The sequence below is a fragment of the Amphritea atlantica genome, from assembly GCF_018860855.1.
GTDB classification, from domain to species: domain Bacteria; phylum Pseudomonadota; class Gammaproteobacteria; order Pseudomonadales; family Balneatricaceae; genus Amphritea; species Amphritea atlantica_A.
Map to the genome: position 1 here is coordinate 65,191 of NZ_JAHKQE010000009.1, position 17,712 is coordinate 82,902.

General features: G+C 48.0%; 14 protein-coding genes. 9 read left to right on the top strand and 5 right to left on the bottom strand.

Annotation, left to right across the window (positions count from 1 at the left end):
- Window positions 1–11: 11 nt before the first annotated feature.
- Window positions 12–2,666 (bottom strand): type I DNA topoisomerase, encoded by a 2,655-nt coding sequence (gene topA, locus KO512_RS03100; RefSeq protein ID WP_215950879.1) that lies wholly within the window; start codon window positions 2,664–2,666, stop codon window positions 12–14.
- A 267-nt stretch (window positions 2,667–2,933) separates the two neighbouring features.
- Here topA and KO512_RS03105 point away from each other — a divergent pair, with 267 nt between their 5' ends.
- Window positions 2,934–3,596: a DNA topoisomerase I gene (locus tag KO512_RS03105; RefSeq protein ID WP_215950880.1), complete on the top strand. Its 663-nt coding sequence runs from the start codon at window positions 2,934–2,936 to the stop codon at window positions 3,594–3,596.
- Between the two features lie 29 nt (window positions 3,597–3,625).
- On the opposite strand, the gene KO512_RS03110 is transcribed toward KO512_RS03105, so the two are convergent.
- Window positions 3,626–3,844, bottom strand: coding sequence for a DUF1653 domain-containing protein (locus tag KO512_RS03110; protein WP_303492488.1), 219 nt, complete (start codon window positions 3,842–3,844; stop codon window positions 3,626–3,628).
- Window positions 3,845–3,866: 22 nt separating this feature from the next.
- Window positions 3,867–4,373, bottom strand: coding sequence for a hypothetical protein (locus tag KO512_RS03115; RefSeq protein ID WP_215950882.1), 507 nt, complete (start codon window positions 4,371–4,373; stop codon window positions 3,867–3,869).
- Between the two features lie 94 nt (window positions 4,374–4,467).
- On the opposite strand from KO512_RS03115, the gene KO512_RS03120 reads away from it, so the two are divergent.
- Entirely contained in the window at window positions 4,468–4,911 is a 444-nt protein-coding gene (locus KO512_RS03120; RefSeq protein WP_215950883.1) for a universal stress protein, read from the top strand.
- 55 nt (window positions 4,912–4,966) lie between these two features.
- Here KO512_RS03120 and KO512_RS03125 read toward each other — a convergent pair whose 3' ends face one another.
- Window positions 4,967–6,850, bottom strand: coding sequence for an ATP-binding cassette domain-containing protein (locus tag KO512_RS03125; protein WP_215950884.1), 1,884 nt, complete (start codon window positions 6,848–6,850; stop codon window positions 4,967–4,969).
- A 213-nt stretch (window positions 6,851–7,063) separates the two neighbouring features.
- Here KO512_RS03125 and KO512_RS03130 point away from each other — a divergent pair, with 213 nt between their 5' ends.
- Complete coding sequence (locus KO512_RS03130) at window positions 7,064–9,094, top strand: transglycosylase SLT domain-containing protein (RefSeq protein ID WP_215950885.1); 2,031 nt, start codon at window positions 7,064–7,066, stop codon at window positions 9,092–9,094.
- 5 nt (window positions 9,095–9,099) lie between these two features.
- Window positions 9,100–9,921, top strand: coding sequence for a TatD family hydrolase (locus KO512_RS03135; RefSeq protein ID WP_215950886.1), 822 nt, complete (start codon window positions 9,100–9,102; stop codon window positions 9,919–9,921).
- On the opposite strand, the gene KO512_RS03140 is transcribed toward KO512_RS03135, so the two are convergent.
- Window positions 9,906–10,160, bottom strand: a complete 255-nt coding sequence (locus KO512_RS03140) for a glutaredoxin family protein (RefSeq protein ID WP_215950887.1) — start codon at window positions 10,158–10,160, stop codon at window positions 9,906–9,908. The two genes, KO512_RS03135 and KO512_RS03140, sit on opposite strands and share 16 nt — an antisense overlap.
- Before the next feature lie 489 nt (window positions 10,161–10,649).
- Between KO512_RS03140 and KO512_RS03145 the strand changes: the two genes are divergently transcribed.
- The 5 genes from KO512_RS03145 (at window position 10,650) to KO512_RS03165 (ending at window position 17,647) form a co-directional block, all read left to right on the top strand.
- Window positions 10,650–12,392, top strand: a complete 1,743-nt coding sequence (locus KO512_RS03145) for a PHA/PHB synthase family protein (protein WP_215950888.1) — start codon at window positions 10,650–10,652, stop codon at window positions 12,390–12,392.
- 78 nt (window positions 12,393–12,470) lie between these two features.
- Window positions 12,471–13,814, top strand: coding sequence for an MATE family efflux transporter (locus KO512_RS03150; protein ID WP_215950889.1), 1,344 nt, complete (start codon window positions 12,471–12,473; stop codon window positions 13,812–13,814).
- Between the two features lie 29 nt (window positions 13,815–13,843).
- A complete protein-coding gene (locus KO512_RS03155; protein WP_215950890.1) occupies window positions 13,844–14,893 on the top strand; it encodes a DUF3080 family protein in 1,050 nt (349 codons plus the stop codon).
- Window positions 14,894–15,109: 216 nt separating this feature from the next.
- A complete protein-coding gene (locus KO512_RS03160; RefSeq protein WP_215950891.1) occupies window positions 15,110–15,682 on the top strand; it encodes a transglutaminase-like cysteine peptidase in 573 nt (190 codons plus the stop codon).
- Window positions 15,683–15,712: 30 nt separating this feature from the next.
- Window positions 15,713–17,647, top strand: a complete 1,935-nt coding sequence (locus tag KO512_RS03165; protein WP_215950892.1) for a bifunctional diguanylate cyclase/phosphodiesterase — start codon at window positions 15,713–15,715, stop codon at window positions 17,645–17,647.
- Window positions 17,648–17,712 lie beyond the last annotated feature (65 nt).

Below are 17,712 nucleotides of genomic sequence, written 5' to 3' on the forward strand. Positions count from 1 at the left end.
TAAATCTCCGCTCACTTTTTTGCTGCTGCCTTCTTCGGTTTAGCAGCCTCGGCTACCCATTTACCACCTGTATAAAATGCTCGCCAGCCGGTCGCCTTGCCGTCAACTTCCGTCATCACATACTGTTCTTTCGTTTTACGGCTATAGCGAACAATCGTAGGATTGCCCTCATCATCTTCTACCGGTGCACTGAAGAGGAAACTATACTTTGGATCGATCTCACTCTTGTGCGGCAACAACTCAGCCACTTTCGGTGCACGTGTTTCACGCTTACGCGGAAACTGACTAGCCGCAAGGAACATTCCGGAGGCACCATCACGCAGGATAAAGGTGTCCTCAACATTCTCGCACTGTAGCTCTGGCATTGGCACTGGGTCCATCTTAGGCGGCGCTGCCTCTCCACTTTTCAATAGCTTACGTGTGTTTTTGCAAGTATCACTTGTACAACCAAAAAACTTACCAAAGCGACCAGTTTTCAGTTGCATCTCTGCGCCACACTTATCGCACTCAAGCACTGGACCATCATAACCCTTGATCTTAAAGGCGCCTTTTTCAACTTCAAATCCGGGACAGTCAGGGTTATTACCACAGATATGCAACTTGCGTTGCTCATCGATTAGGTAGCTATCCATTGCCGTGTCACAAATTTTACAACGATGCTTGTTACGTAGAATCCGAGACTCTTCCTCATCATCGCCATCGACGCTAACGACTTCATCACCATGAATCAGGTTCATTGTCGTTTTACAACGTTCTTTCGGTGGCAAAGCATACCCAGAGCAGCCTAAAAACACGCCTGTTGTGCCCGTCCGGATCATCATCATCCGACCACAGGTGGGACAGGGAATATCCGTTTCTGTCGGCGCATTAAGCCGCATACCCGTTTCTGGGTTTTGTGCCTGAACTAAGCGATTACTAAAACCTTCATAGAACTGATTGAGCAGTGCTTTCCAATCGGCAGCACCCGTCGCAATATCATCAAGCGACTCCTCCATCCGTGCGGTAAAGCTAAAGTCCATCAGGTCCGTAAAGTTTTCAACCAGCCTTTCGGTGACAATATCACCCATTTTCTGTGCGTAGAAACGGCGATTATGAACCTCTACATAGCCTCGATCTTGAATCGTCGAGATGATCGATGCGTATGTCGATGGTCGGCCAATACCGCGCTTTTCGAGCTCCTTAACCAAACTCGCTTCGGTATAACGCGGCGCAGGTTTAGTGAAATGCTGTTTAGGGTCCAGTTGTTTAAGCTGTAATACATCGCCCTGTTTTACATCTGGCAAGATGATATCGTCATCTTTGCCTCGGCTATTCATCACACGGGTATATCCATCAAATCGTAGAATCCGCCCTTTGGTGCGTAATTCAAATTCACCCGCGGTGATGGTCACTCGAGTGCTGGTATAAAGGGCTGGTGTCATCTGACACGCCATGAACTGCCGTCGAATCAGCTCGTAGAGGCGCTCAGCGTCACGCTCCATGCCTTTTAGTGATGTAGCTTCGATACTTACATCCGACGGACGAATCGCCTCATGCGCCTCCTGAGCGCCTTCCTTGCTGCTATAAGAGTTTGGCTTTTCCGGTAGATACTTGCTACCAAAGTTCTCCTCAATATATTCACGGCAGGTAGCCACCGCTTCCGCACTCAAATTAGTCGAGTCGGTTCGCATATAGGTGATATAGCCCGCTTCATAGAGCCGCTGCGCCAACATCATGGTTTTCTTCACGCCAAAACTCAGCCGCGTACTTGCCGCTTGCTGCAATGTTGAGGTGATAAACGGTGCGGAAGGACGACTACTCGTCGGACGATCCTGCCGATTGGTAACCTTAAAAGCTTCCTGCTTTAGTTGCGCAACATAACCCTCAGTCTCGGTGCCACTGACGGGCCGAAATGCCTTATCTTGAAACTTCTCAACCTGAAAACGTAACGCTTCTTTTTTGTCTGATTCGACATCGGCATGCAATTCCCAGAACTCTTCTGGGATAAAGCTGCGAATCTCTTTCTCTCGCTCGACCAACAAACGTACGGCAACGGACTGAACCCGACCCGCTGATAAGCCGCGAGCGACTTTTTCCCACAGCAGTGGAGAGACCATGTAACCAACGACCCGATCGAGAAAACGTCGTGCTTGTTGCGCGTTCACCCGATTGATATCAAGCTCTCCAGGTTTTTTAAATGCCTCTTGGATCGCTTTTTCGGTAATCTCGTTAAACACCACGCGCTTGTAGCGTGAATCATCACCCCCGATCGCTTCCCGCAGGTGCCAGGCAATCGCCTCCCCCTCGCGGTCCAAATCGGTTGCGAGATAGATAGTGTCAGCATCTTTCGCCAGCCGCTTCAGCTCATCCACGACTTTTTCTTTACCCGGCAAAATCTCATAACGGGCATCCCAGTTATGTTCAGGGTCAACCCCCATACGGGCAATCAGTTGTTTTTTGCTCTTTTCAGCCTTGTGCCGGATTTTATCTTCCGGTGACAGTTTACGGGTGATTGCAGCCTGTCGGGCGCGCTCTTTTGGATCCGATGCAGCCCCATTACCCGAGCCACTAGTGGGCAGATCCCGAATGTGGCCCACGCTCGATTTAACCACAAACTGGTTACCCAGATACTTGTTTATGGTTTTAGCTTTGGCAGGTGACTCAACTATAACTAGGGACTTTCCCATATAAATAAAATCCTTAAAGGACGAGGTGACAATACAAAACAGCGTGCATATATAAGGGCTGTAACCAGCAGGGTCAAGCTTCTGCTAAAAAAAACACGCCAATCGGTCAAGAAAATTGGCTAATAAAGGTATGTTTCTGGTAGCTTAAATGCAGTATGCTGCCGCCAATATTAGTCAGTTCCTTAATTACAACTACCTGAGAATATGTTGCAAGACAACCTGATTTTTCTTTTTTCTTTGATCGCTGTCGGTTTCGTGGCGTTGCTGGTGAATAACTTTTTCTCGACTCGAGAGCAGCAACAGGAGTATCGCAGCAAGCGTCTGAAAGAGCTGAACAAGAAATCAGCAGAAGCCCTTGAATGCCTTGCGGTACTTAGGGAAGCCAACTGTCGCGCCGAAATCACCAACGCATTAAGTGGCTTTGTGGTTAGTATGATCGAAGAGATTTCAACGCTCGCTCCCGACTCGGACTTACTGCAAGATATCGGTGCACAAAAAGAAAGCACCGATCGCATTACACCGGTCCCCGGAGGCTTCAATAACGACCGAGCACTCAAAAAAGCGCAGATACATATCCAGTATGCAGAGAAACTTTGTATCGAAATGGCGCAGCAAGGAAAAATAAGTGTCTCCCGTGCGAAGCAGTTTCAGCATGATCTCTACTGGTTGCATGTCTGCATATTCGCCGATGCCCATATCAACCAAGGAGATTACTACCTCGCCCGGGATGACAAACTCATCGCCATGTCTCATTACAAGCATGCTAAAGCAATGGTTGCCCGCGCTAACGTACCGCAGAAACAAAAACAGGATTACGTCGATAAGATTAGAGATCTACTTAACAAAGCGCGACCGAGCAGCGCGATGGCAACGGGCAATCTGGCTGCATCGATTGATCTGTTAAGTCAAAAAGAGAGCAAAGAGGAATAAAACATAGATACGCTGCTTGTCGTAAGCCCCTATTCGGTACTTAACAGCTGAAAGCGTGGCACAAGATCACCATCAGGCCCCACCACCTCCTCAATAAACATCGTCAGTGGGCGTACCCAGACACCATGGTCACCATAGCAGGGTTTATACACCACCAGCCATTCCTCCGTTTCAGAATGTCTAGCGAGGTGGAGCACCTCATAGTTAGCCCCTTTGTAATGACGATAAATACCTGCAGAAAGTGCCACAATAACTCCTAAAAACGTTCGACTAAAACTGTTGATCAATAAAGGGCTTAAGCTGTACTTGGAATTCATCCAAGGAGTTTTCATCACCACGCTCATCCCAATACAGCGAAATATGTATCGGCGTTGATTCAATTGATGACACACCCGCGGGTAGTTGCTCAATGAAATCATTTAGAATCGCCAATTGCGACTCATTTAAACAACGTTCACCCCTACCCCAGCACCAGTTTTCAGGCAGCCCCTCATTGGCAACGGCCACCTGACGAAATACCTGCCACTCAATAAAATGATTACGGTGTTCTTTATCTAGATTATAGCGCGGCAATCGATAGGCCGTTGCCATCAACGTTTCAGGCTCAACTTGACCCGCTGCCCGTGGCGGTGTCATCCGCACCATCTGCACCTGAAAGCCATGCTGAGAGGCCTGCTGCCGCAGTTTTGCTAAGAACCGCTGCCGTGGACTCGGCATAGCCCACATGATAGATCCCAGCAACGACATCGTAATTAAAATAATAATGGTCCACTTCATTCAACACCCTCGACTAATCTAGTTGATACCGGTCATAATTAGGACCATAAGTTCTATGTTACTCTCATCATAGGAATCAAAAGGAGCGACTCCCATGTCCCTATATAAACACATCTTAGTAGCGACCGACTTATCAGAAGAATCTGATCAACTGGTCGACAAAGTAAAACAGCTTGCTAAATTCTCAAATGCTGAGCTGTCCATTATTCATGTTATCGAACCGCTGAGTTTTGCCTATGGCGGCGACGTTCCAATGGATCTAACCGCTATTCAAGCCCAGTTAGATGAACATGCAAAGGCCAAAATGACTCGCTTTACCGAGCTATTAGACTATCCAGTAAAAGAGTCTTACGTCGTTTCGGGTCATACTGAAACCGAGATTCACAAAGTGGCTGAAGAACAAAGTTGCGATCTAATCATCGTCGGTAATCATGGACGTCACGGTCTAGCTTTGTTGTTAGGCTCTACCGCTAACGGCATCTTACACGGCGCTAAATGCGATGTGCTGGCTATCAGAGTCACCGAAAAAGAAGACTAGAGCATAACCTCTGGCCCTTTCTCGGTCTGACAGTCGAGGTGAGGCGATGGCAGTGTTACTGCATCGCCTCTAATTCAACCCAACGCTCCATCAATTTTTCAAGCTGAGATTCTTTCGTTTGCAGCGCGGCTAAAGTGGCCGCAACATGTTCATGATCGCCATTATAAAAGTCAGCCGCACCGGTTTGTTCATGCAACTGCGCTATATCGCCTTCCAAGGTTTCCAACTGCCCCGGCAGTAGATCTAACTCCCGCTGCAATTTATAGCTCAATTTTTTCTTCGCAGGCGCGGCCTTTACCGGCTCTGCAGCAACTGCGGCAGATTTAGTCGATGGTTTACTCGCCGCACTATTTACCTGAGACCGCTGACGTAACCAGTCTTCATAGCCCCCCACGTATTCTTGGATTTTACCATTACCTTCGAACACCAAGGTTGAAGTAACAACATTATCCAAAAAGGCTCGGTCATGACTCACCAGCAGCAAAGTACCTTTGTATTCCAGCAGAATCTCCTCAAGCAACTCTAGGGTTTCGATATCTAGATCATTGGTCGGCTCATCAAGCACCAACAGGTTAGACGGCTGACTAAACAGCTTCGCTAACATAACCCTATTACACTCACCGCCGGACAAGGCTTTTACCGGTGTCCTAGCACGCTCTGGAGAGAACAAAAAATCACTCAAATAACTGATAATATGGCGCGATTTACCATTAATGGTAATACTTTCACGACCTTCAGAGATATTATCGATAATGGTTTTTTCAGGATCTAACTTACCGCGCAGCTGATCAAAATAGGCGACATTAAGACTGGTGCCAAGCTTGACCTCCCCCTGATCAGGCTGCAACTGTCCGAGCAGCACTTTTAACAGGGTACTTTTACCCACACCGTTCGGACCGATTAGGCCGATTCGATCACCCCGTTGAACCGACAGCGTTAGATCACGCAGCACCGTTTCACCGTGATAGCCATGACTAACGCCTTCGACTTCAATAACGATCTTGCCAGAACGGTCAGCCTGCTCCACTTGGAACGTTGCTTTGCCCTGCTTGTCGCGCCGCTGAGAACGTTCAACACGCAGATCTTTAAGGGCGCGCACGCGGCCTTCATTACGGGTACGACGGGCTTTAATGCCCTGACGAATCCATTTTTCCTCTTCGGCGAGTCGCTTATCAAACAAAGCGTTATGACGCTCCTCTTCCTCAAGCATCTTCTCCTTTTGAGTCAGGTAAGCAGAATAGTTGCCGGGAAAGGAGGTCAGTTTACCGCGATCTAGCTCAACAATGCGGGTTGCCAAACGTTCAACCAATGAACGGTCATGGGAGATAAATAGCACGCCCCCACGGAATTCCATGATCTGTTTTTCCAGCCATTCGATGGTTTCGATATCCAAATGGTTGGTCGGCTCATCAAGCAGCAAGATATCTGGCGACTGCACTAGCGCTGCACCGAGGGCTGCCCGACGACGCCAACCACCCGATAGCGCCGACATCAATTGATCGCCATCCAACTCAAGGCGCTCAAGCACCTGTAATATTTTTTGCTCTAAATGCCAGCCATCAACCATCTCAATCTTATGCTGCAAGCGTTCAAGCTCAGCCATATCGGTATCACTTTGGCTCATCGCCAAGGCTTCATAGCGATTGAGCAGATCAACCGTTTCGGCACAGCCAGAGGCGACGACATCTCGAACCCTACGCTCATCCGCGGCCGGCAACATCTGTGACAGCTCCGCTACCCGAGCGCCGCCATCCTGCCAGATTTCACCATCATCCGTTGCCTGATGCCGTGCCAGCACTTTCAGCAGGGTCGATTTACCCGCACCATTAATGCCCACTAAGGCAACCCGCTCGCCTTTATCCAGTTGAAAGTCGATATGATCGAGCAGTTGTTTATCGCCAAAGGCGACAGAGACCTTGTCCAGTCTGATCAGAGCCATGCTTAAATCCATCAAAAACGTTGGCCGCATATTCTACAGAAAAACCACTCGGCGGTGATACGCAATCACAATATATTTACGCTTAAATCCAATAAGAGGCCCGATATGCCGGCTCTAGATTAGATTTCATAAAATTCAGTCATATTTTTCTCGAATTTAGGGCGGTTTTGCCGCTATGATGAGATTAAATGCAGCTACCGACAAAGATGGATGATGTTGATTAAAAAAAGTAATGCTAAGCGCAGCCGTCTCGTATCCAGTTTCCTTCTCTGCTTTTTCGTAGCAGGAACGGCGACTGCAAACCAATCAACCGACACGCGCCAGCTTTATCAAAAAGCACTCACGCAGCTAGATACGGATAATCTAGACAGCTACTTGCAACTTAAAGCCCAGCTCAGCGAATACCCGCTTTACCCTTATTTGGAACAACGTGAGCTGAGGCATAATTTCAAAAACATCACACAACAGCATATTAACCGGTATGTAACACAGTTCGCCGGACTTCCCACCGTTTATCCGCTAGAACAAAAATGGCTTAGCTACCTCGCCGCCAATAAGCGCTGGAAAGACTATATCACCGCGTATACTGACTCCACGGTTAGAAGCGAACAGGCGCAATGTCATTACCGAAACGCCTTATTGCAAACAGATCAGTCACAGCTTGCCATTAAAAACATCGACACCCTTTGGAATGCAGGACACTCTATTTCGAGCGCTTGCGATCCTGTTTTCAGTTACTGGATTGACCAACATAAAGGCCCATCAAGTACGCTGGCATATCAGCGATTCTGGAAAGCGGTCGACGGTAATAATATTAAACTCGCGCTATACCTACAGCGTTATATCAAAAATGCATCACAGAAACAGACAACTGAGCGTTTTCTTAAGGTGTACAATGAACCGGCACTGGTGAAGGACCCAAATTTCCTTCCTGGAGACACCCTCGCCAGCCGAACAACTTACTTGTACGGTATTGACCGCCTGTCGCGAAAAAGCCCTCAAGCGGCAACACAGGCTTGGTTTAAGATTCGCACCAAACGGTCATTTAGCCCTGAAGATCAACTCGAACTCAGTCAAACACTGGCACGCCGTCTGGCCAACTTACCGGATAAGCAGACCGACAAACTCCTGCAGCAACTCAATACAACTCAGGATGAGCAGATTCAGGAGCGGCGCATCAAACTCGCACTCACCGCCCTCAATTGGGAAAAAGTTCACCAACTCATCGATGAGATGCCACCCAAGGTGCAACAAGAGGAGCGCTGGGTCTATTGGAAAACGCTCTCCGCTAGCCATATCGAAGGATTACAACCGGTCTATTCTGATGCTTTCATCAAACTCAGCACCGAGCGAAGCTATTACGGTTTACTAGCGGCCCGTATATTACAAACCGGATTTCGCCTCAACCCAATGCAGAACAAAGTTGCCGAAACAGCCGTATTGAAACTGGCCAACAGTCCTGCGATGCAGCGAATGTACGAACTATATCAACTGGACGAACGTTATTTGGCTCGACGGGAGTGGAACCAACTAACCCATGACTTCGATGCTGATCAACTGCGCACTGCCGCTACCGTATTGCACCGCTGGGGCTGGCATAATATGGCCATCATCGGGATAGCCAAAGCCAAATACTGGGATGATATCGCCCTGCGTTTCCCTATGCCTTACTCGGATACCTTTGCAAAACTGGCAGGCAAGTTCAATATTGACACCAACTGGGCACGCGCGATTGCTCGCCAAGAAAGTGCCTACCAGCCCCGCGCTCGCTCTCGGGTCGGCGCTCGCGGACTGATGCAGTTAATGCCGAAAACAGCCCAAATGACTGCCAAGCATCATAAAATCCCTTACAAAAACACTAACGACCTGTATCAACCCGCCACCAATATCAATCTAGGGGTTGCCTATCTTGCGGAGATGCAGAAAAAGTTCGACAACAATCAGGTATATGCGACGGCTGCTTATAATGCGGGACCAAGCCGCGTCAACCGCTGGCTAAAACAGCGCGGGGAACTACCTATCGACATCTGGATCGAAACGATTCCGTTCAATGAAACCCGTCGCTATGTGATGAATGTAATGGCTTATCATGCGGTTTATCGCACCTTAGCAGGCAAGCCTGCTCACCTTCCCGAAGGCCAAACCGCTTTTCGCGTCGCGCTGCAAAGCTCAACGGGCGCTAATCAGGCTGAAGAGCTGAGAGATTACATCCGCCATAATAATTCACCCATATCGACCCAATAATACTCATGAGCGAGATAAACGAGACCTACGCCCTCACGGATATCGGCGTCAATCTGACCGATAGTGCATTTGACCCCGATCGGGAAACGGTTATTAACGAGGCGGCTAAGGTCGGCGTGAGACGGATGTTAGTGACCGGCACGACGGCAACCGAAAGTGAACAGGCCGTTGAGTTGTGTCAACAATACCCCGGCCAACTGTTTTGCACCGCCGGCGTCCACCCACACTACAGCAAAGACTTTTCAGCGCAGGTTCGTAGCACCTTGCTCGCCCTGCTAAAACAGCCTCAGGTGGTCGCTGTCGGTGAGACTGGGCTCGACTTTAACCGGAATTTTTCCACACCAGAACAGCAGATCAGGGCATTTGAGCAACAACTAGAACTCGCCAGTGAAACAGGGCTACCTCTGTTCCTGCATGAACGGGATGCTCATAAGCAACAGATAGAGATGCTCAGGCAGTACCGTGACGTGATCCACGGCGGGGTCGCACACTGCTTCACCGGCACCCGAAAAGAGCTTTACAACTATCTGGATCTTGACTTATATATCGGCATTACGGGGTGGATCTGCGATGAACGTCGTGGCCGAGAACTGCTCAATCTCGTTAAAGAGATTCCCGCTGAGCGGCTGCTTTTAGAGACCGATGCCCCCTACTTGCTACCTCGCAACCTCAAACCAAAGCCGAAAAGTCGCCGCAATCTGCCTGCCTATCTGCCGCATATTCTACAAGAGGTTGCCTTAGCTAGAGGCTGCGATGCTGACACACTGGCACAGCAAACAGAAGTGAATGGACAACGCTTATTTGCTTTTGATCAATCCTGCGCATAAACGCTAGCCAGAAAATCCCGAACATTGTTAGCATCAAATGGCCAGCGCAACTCAAGACCGCTGGCCTCATCAACCAATACAGGAATCAGCACAGCATACTTCGCCATGAGTTCATCATCGTAGGCGATATCTACCTCATCCAGCAGATGCTGCTGAGGATCAAGGCTTCCTATCAATACCTCAGCGGCGGTATCACATAGATGACAACCAACACTGCTCATCAGTAAAAACTGGCGCATTACATCTCCTTAATCATTTAGCTCACATATTAACTCACTCAATTAGGCACTTAATCGGGCAACTTAATCGGGAAAAAGAGTATATACCACCAGAGCTATCGTTTTGACAGCGGTAGGCGATATCACCCAGCGAGCACTAACAGAACACCATGACCGACTAAACCCCAAACAAGCAACTTCTGGGCAAAATATGATTAGCCTCACTTAAAACAGGTATATTTTTAACCTTGCAACATATCGATGTTATTATTTAGTCATCAACTAGGCGTTGCTCCCCGCATTGTCTGACTAAAGTAGTGTAATTGAAGCTTGCTGCGCCGCATCAAGTTGTCTATGCTCAATAACTCTGTTTCAACAATAGATTGGTTAAGCTCGGAATATTGAGCAATAGATACAGAGCGTCAGGCAATAATAACAATACACGGGTGGCGGCTCTCCTAAAACGTTAGCTCCGCTGACTAAGTCAGGCTTCAGAAAGAAGGCAGTTTTATGGACAACAACAGCAACATTCTCTCTAATCCACAAGAATTTATTAATTATCTCAACACCGAAAGCAAAAAAATTCTTGAGAAATACTCTCAAGGCGGTCATGAGGAGATGTATAAGAAGTTCACCCAGTCATGGACAGACTTGGCTTCACGCTCTTTTGAAGACCCCTCCGTGTGGGTTCGTGTCATCACGGACTACCAACAAGCTCAAATTAGCTTATGGCAGAACATTCTATCCGGCAAAGCCGTAGACAAACCGATCGCAGAGCCACAGAAAGGCGATCGTCGTTTTGCCGCTGAAGAGTGGAGCGAAAATCCTGTATTCTCTTACATTAAGCAATCTTACCTGCTGACCGCCGAACTGCTCCAAGATATGGCATCTAAAGCCAACCTGAGCGAGAACGAACAACGTAAGCTGGAGTTTTATACTCAGGAATATACCAATGCAATGTCACCAACCAACTTTGCACTGACCAATCCTGAAGTACTTCAGCAAGCACTTGAAACCAAAGGTCAAAGCTTGGTCGACGGCCTGCAGAACTTGTTGAGCGATGTTGAAAAAGGTCGTATCACGATGACCGACGAGTCAGCATTCACCCTCGGTGAAAATATTGCGACCTCTGAAGGTGCGGTTGTTTTCGAAAACGAAATGCTGCAACTGATCCAATACAAGCCAAAAACTGAACAGGTTTATAGCCGCCCAACGCTGATTATCCCCCCTTGTATCAACAAGTTTTATATTCTTGATCTGCAGGAACATAACTCCTACGTTAAATACTGCGTTGAAGAGGGACAAACCGTCTTCTTGGTTTCTTGGGTTAACCCAACCACAGAACAACGGGATCTGTCTTGGGATGACTATATCGAAAACGGCACCATGAAGGCGATTGATGCGGTCAAAAAGATCACGGATCAAGAAAAGATCAACTGCGTCTCTTGGTGTATCGGCGGCACAATGCTCGCGTCAACGCTAGCGGTTATGGCCAAACGTAAAGATGATTCTGTTGCTTCAGCAACCTTCTTGACAACCTTGACCGACTTTACCGACCCTGGCGACCTGAGAGTCTTTATCGATGAACAGCAAGTTAAACAGCTTACCGACAAAGTCGATGAGCAAGGTTTACTGAATGGCCGCGACCTCGCCACATCCTTTAACATGTTGCGCTCCAACGACCTAATCTGGTCCTATGTGGTTAACAACTACCTTAAAGGTCAGAATCCTGCTCCCTTTGACATTCTTTACTGGAACTCTGACTCCACCAACCTGCCAGCCAATATGTACACCTACTATATCAACGAGATGTACATTAAAAACAAACTGGCAGAACCGGGCGGTTTAACTATTTGCGGTGAATCTATCGATCTACGTGATATCAAAGTTCCGGCCTACTTCATGTCAGCCATCGATGATCACATTGCTCCTTGGAAAGGCACCTTTATAGGTACCGAACTTATGCAGGGTAAAATCGAATTCGTACTTGGGGCTAGTGGACACGTTGCTGGTGTCGTTAACCCGGCATCGAAAAACCGTCGCAACTACTGGACCGGCGGCGAGTTAGGCCAGGGAGCCGATCACTGGTTTGAAACCGCCGAGCGCCAAGAAGGCAGCTGGTGGCCAAATTGGGCGAAATGGCTCAAACCTAAAGCAGGTAAAAAAGTAGACGCACCAAAAGACTATGGTAATGCTGAGTTTAAAGTAATCGAACCAGCACCCGGCCGTTATGTTGCGAGTCGCATCGACTAGCCACTATCGCAGTCACTCAGAAACCGGGGCCTGCGCTCCGGTTTTTTTATTTCCGTCACTTTGATAATTTGATCGCCATTGAAATACACATCGCTATGCTCTCTGCGTGAGAGCCGAAACATACTCTCACTCGCCATCCCTATTCTAATTGCAGAGCTATCAAAGGCGGCCATGGGCTTTGTCGATACGCTGATGGCAGCCCGCTATAGCGCTGAAGACTTAGCCGCGGTGGCGCTAGGCTCAGGTATCTGGTTACCGGTACTGATTTCACTCAGCAGTGTGTTGATGGCGGTTACCCCGATGGTAGCAAACCATGCAGGCAACAGTCAGTTACGCAGAACGCGGCTGATCTTTCATCAAGGGGTATTGATTGCGCTGTGCGTCAGTGTGCTAGCTTGGCTAATCTTACGCAATATGGCCCCCGTGTTAGAGATGATGCAGGTTAGCGGCTGCTTGAAAGCTAAGACATTGGGCTATCTCGAAGCGTTATCATGGGGCGTGCCCGGCATTATGCTGTATCAAGCCTGCCGCAGTTATTCTGAAGGCCTCGGTAAGACTCAGCCGTTAATGAAAATCGGGCTGTTTGCGTTGCTCTGCAATATCCCGCTGAACTACGTGTTAATTTACGGTAAGTTTGGTTTTCCAGAACTCGGCGGCGTGGGCTGTGGCTGGGCAACCACCATCGTGATGTGGATCATGGCGTTCAGCGGAGCCGCATATTTGCGCTACTCTCGTCATTTTCGTCACCTGAACCTCATTATTCGGCCCCGCTTTAAAGCCGTTTACTTCACCAACATTCTTCGTATTGGTGTCCCGATCGGTTTTACCATGCTGATAGAAGTCAGTATGTTTTCCGTTATCGCCCTACTAATTGCCCGCTTAGGTGAACAGGTTATTGCCGCCCATCAAATCACGCTCAGCTTTACTGGCATGGTGTTTATGATCCCGCTGAGTATCGCCATGGCCCTGACCATCAGAATCGGTCAGTGTATCGGCCGTAAAGACTATTATGGTGCTCGAGTCACCGCAGCCAGCGGTTATATGATCGTGATCTTAACATCCATCACCACCTGCACACTGATCGCCCTACTTTCCGTGCCGATCGCGCGGCTCTATACCTCTGATCATGACATTATTACCCTCGCCAGCAGCCTATTACTGATCGCCGCGATATTTCAAATACCCGATGCAATTCAAGTGGCCAGCGCCGGCTTGCTCCGAGGGCATAAGGATACTGTCTACCCACTGCTGATTGTCTTTACCGCTTATTGGTTGGTCGGACTACCTCTGGGGTACACCCTCGGCCTAACCGATTTAATTACGCCCGCCTCTGGCCCCAAAGGTTTCTGGCTAGGCATGATCGCAGGTTTAACCGTTGGCGCTATACTGTTGTTACTTCGTTACCGACATATTAAACGATAATGCCAAACCGTTACTTTATAATGCTGAGTATGACTTTACTGCTGCTAGGCTGTGAGCAGCGGCCGGTAGAGTCGATGCTGGAAAGATACAGTAACCGCGTAGCGAATAGCTTAGACAGCGATGCACAATTAGACCTCAATATTTCACTCGACCTCCCCCTTTACCCGCGCAGACGCGAACGTATTCGTTCAGTAACCGATCTTCGACAAGGATTACTCGACGTTTTAAAGTTGCGTCATTGCCAGTTAATTCCATTGGTCGCCAAACGCAACAGCTCCCTAGGCAAGGTGATGCCACCCTCTCGTCAGCTGGTCTATGAAATACAGTTTCTCAGCCGACTCAATAATTGTCGGCAGACATTACGACAGAGCCAAGCTGATGAGGAACTGACTCAACAACTTGACGAAATTTATCGTATCAAAAAAGAGAGTTTCGAAGCCTCACTTTGGAACGGTATATTTACCAGCGAAGCGATTGAACGTAATTTTTCACACTCAGAAGCAGCGCTGCCTCTTGAGGGAGATGGCGGTTTCAGTCAGACCCGACAAGCGCTAGAAGCCTTCAACCGCATCGCCGCGCTCAATAATATCATTCACAATCAAACACGATGGGACGAACCGAACAACCTAGATCAGCTGGAACCCCACTATCAAGCGCTATCGACATTGCGTTACGGTAGTCGCTGGCTCCGCTCTATTTATTTGATGACTTACACTCTGAATCATACCGCCAGTGTGATTGAGCAGAGACTGCAACAACGCCCTCTATGCTACAACCAACAAGCGACCCCAAAGGCGTTGATCGTAAAAAACGTCTTCAATAAATATTATGCCGGTGAACTACAACCCTATATGGCCAAAATTGATCGTGATGGCCGTGAATGGTTGCGTCTGAATCAACAGCTATTGGCGAATTTCAATTATATTCCAGCGACGATGCTACAATATCAAGCTTTAATGCTAACCATGAATAGCCCTTTTTGGCAGCACTATACCCAAGCCAGAGATCGCCATACACAAGCATGGCAACGACTCCTCAAGCAGTGCAACCTAATGCCCAACGGCGGGCAATCAGGCTAACACCATTTTGAGTAAATAAAACAGGTGTTATGCGATGGAGTATGAAACAATAAAGACATTTTTAATCATCATCGGTTCGTCGTGTATAGAGTAATCCAATACAGCCCAAGAAGCTCCACAACAGGTACGTTTTTAACTCGCCTGGGCTTTATGGCGGTCCTCTCACTACTCATATTCACCTATACGCTAACCGCCGCACCAGGGCTCAGCGTTATCATGACCGAGGCCCAGATAGACAAACTGGGGCGTAAATATGGTGAAATGGCTGAACGGCGGTTACGTAGCTGGCAAAACCTGATCGCCGAGATCAAAGATTTTGATGATGATGAAAAACTGTATCGGGTAAACCGTTTTTTTAACCAGTTAAACTTTGTCGATGATATTCAGCACTGGGGCAAATCCGATTACTGGGCCAGCCCGGCAGAGTTTCTCATTACTAACGGTGGCGATTGCGAAGATTTTTCGATTGCCAAATATTACACCCTACGTCAGGTTGGAGTACCGATCGAGAAGCTCAGCATTGTGTATGTTAAAGCCTTAAGGCTCAATCAGGCCCATATGGTATTAACCTATTACAAAACACCAAAATCTACACCCCTGATTCTCGACAATCTCATTCCAGAAATAAAACCGGCGAATCGACGCCCAGATTTACAACACGTCTATAGTTTTAACGGCGATAATCTATGGTTATCCAAAAAGGGCCGCCGCAGTACACTGGTGGGCACCTCTGATCAGTTGAAACCTTGGGTACAATTACAATCACGAATAGAGAGTCAGGATTACTAACCTGATCAACGCGCTAATGAGGAATCAAACATGTCAATCGTAAATCAGTTAATGGCAGCCGTACTCGCCGTACTGATCGGATTAGCGGCAGGCACTGTCTATCTGATGTCCGACAGCTCTAAGACGATGCTAATACATCAACTCGAGTCTCATGGGCAGGATACGGCGACCCACCTGGGCCTTTATCTCGCTCCATTTATGGCAGACCATGATAAAGCGGTGATTGAAACCACGGTAAACGCCATTTTCGACAGTGGTTTCTACCAGCAGATACGCGTTGTCGACGCCGATAATGATCCTATTTATATCAAATCGACCGACGCCCAAATCAGTGACAGCGTACCCGACTGGTTCATTAACCTGATAGAAATCACACCGCCGGAGATGACCCGCGAAATAACCTATCAATGGCAAAAAGCGGGTTCTATCTTTGTTCAAAGCCGTGCGGGCTATGCGTATGAGCAACTTTGGCTGGGTACTGAAAAGACCTTCGCTTGGTTTGTGATTCTTTCATTGGTAAGCCTGTTTTTTATCAGCTTGCTGATGCGCTATATTCTTAACCCACTCAAGGGGGTTGAGGATCAAGCCATCGCCTTATCACAACAAAAATACATTGAGCAAACTCACATCCCTGGCACTCGAGAACTGAAGCAGGTGGTGCTGGCCATGAACATGATGGTACGCCGCGTACGCACCATGTTTAATGAACAAACCAAATACATTGAAGAGATTCGCCACGCTGCCTATCAAGACGAGCTTTCAGGGCTAAGCAATCAACGTGCGACGATGAGCCAACTAAACGAGCGCCTCGACTATCGCAATGACTTTGGCCCGGGTAGTCTTATTCACCTCCATATCGCAGACCTTCAAGGGCTCAACGCTGAACTCGGCGTGGAAAAGGCCAATAACTTTATTCGTGCCTGCGCAGCACAACTGAAAGCACTGGCTCAACAGACAGATGACCCTATACTCGGCCGCATCAGCGGTTCAGAATTTATTTTACTGAGCCATATAACCGACCCCGATCAATTAAGCCGTGAACTAAATAAACTAGCCGATACGCTTAAAGACAATTATCGCCAACTGAATGGCTCCAGTGAACATTATGCTCTCTATATCGGTGCGATCGCTTATACCGAACAGGAAAGTTCTGAAAAATTACTGGCTAATGCAAAACTCGCCGCTGAACGCGCGCATCAAGAAAACACCAACGTTTACTGTAAAGGTGTTGGCAATCCCGATATACAGAGCAGCTGGCATCAGCATGTCAGCGATAAAATTATTAGCGGCGATATCTTTTTACAATGTCAGCCAACTAAGCCCATGTCTGAAACACAAGCCCCTATCCATTGCGAAGCCTACGCCCGTATTTTGAATCAGGACGATCAGCCCTGCGCTGCTGGCGAATTCATTAGCGTTGTTAAACAATTAAACCTCATGACGGCGTTAGACAAATCGGTATTACACTCGGTCAAACAGCAGTTGCAACGCCACCCTGATCTTAAAATAGCCGTCAACCTGAGTAATGATTCAGTTAAAGATATGGCATTTTGTGATTGGCTTATTCGTGCCACTCATAAGCAACCAATAGCCAAACAGCTTTGTATTGAAATTAATGAAATATCTGTCTTAAATAACATTAACCAAGTCGCCCTCTTTCGTGATCAATTAAGACAATCTGGCGTACTGTTTGGGGTCGATAATTTCGGTATCAACCCCGCAGGCTTTAGCTATCTTTACACAGTCAACCCTGATTACATCAAGATTGATGGTTCCCTCATACGCGAACTCGACAGCAGCGCGGAAGATCGTTTCTTTGTCCGCAGTCTGGTCACTATCGCCCACAGCTTAGACATCAAAGTCTATGCAGAACACGTCGAACGGGAAACTCAGTTAAGCGCCCTGCTACAGTTGGCTGTCGATGGATCTCAGGGTTGGGTTCATGGCAAACCTGAACGCATGTAAACGACTCAGCTAGCCTTGTCACATCATAAATAACGCCCATAAAAAAACCGCCAGCAGGCGGTTTT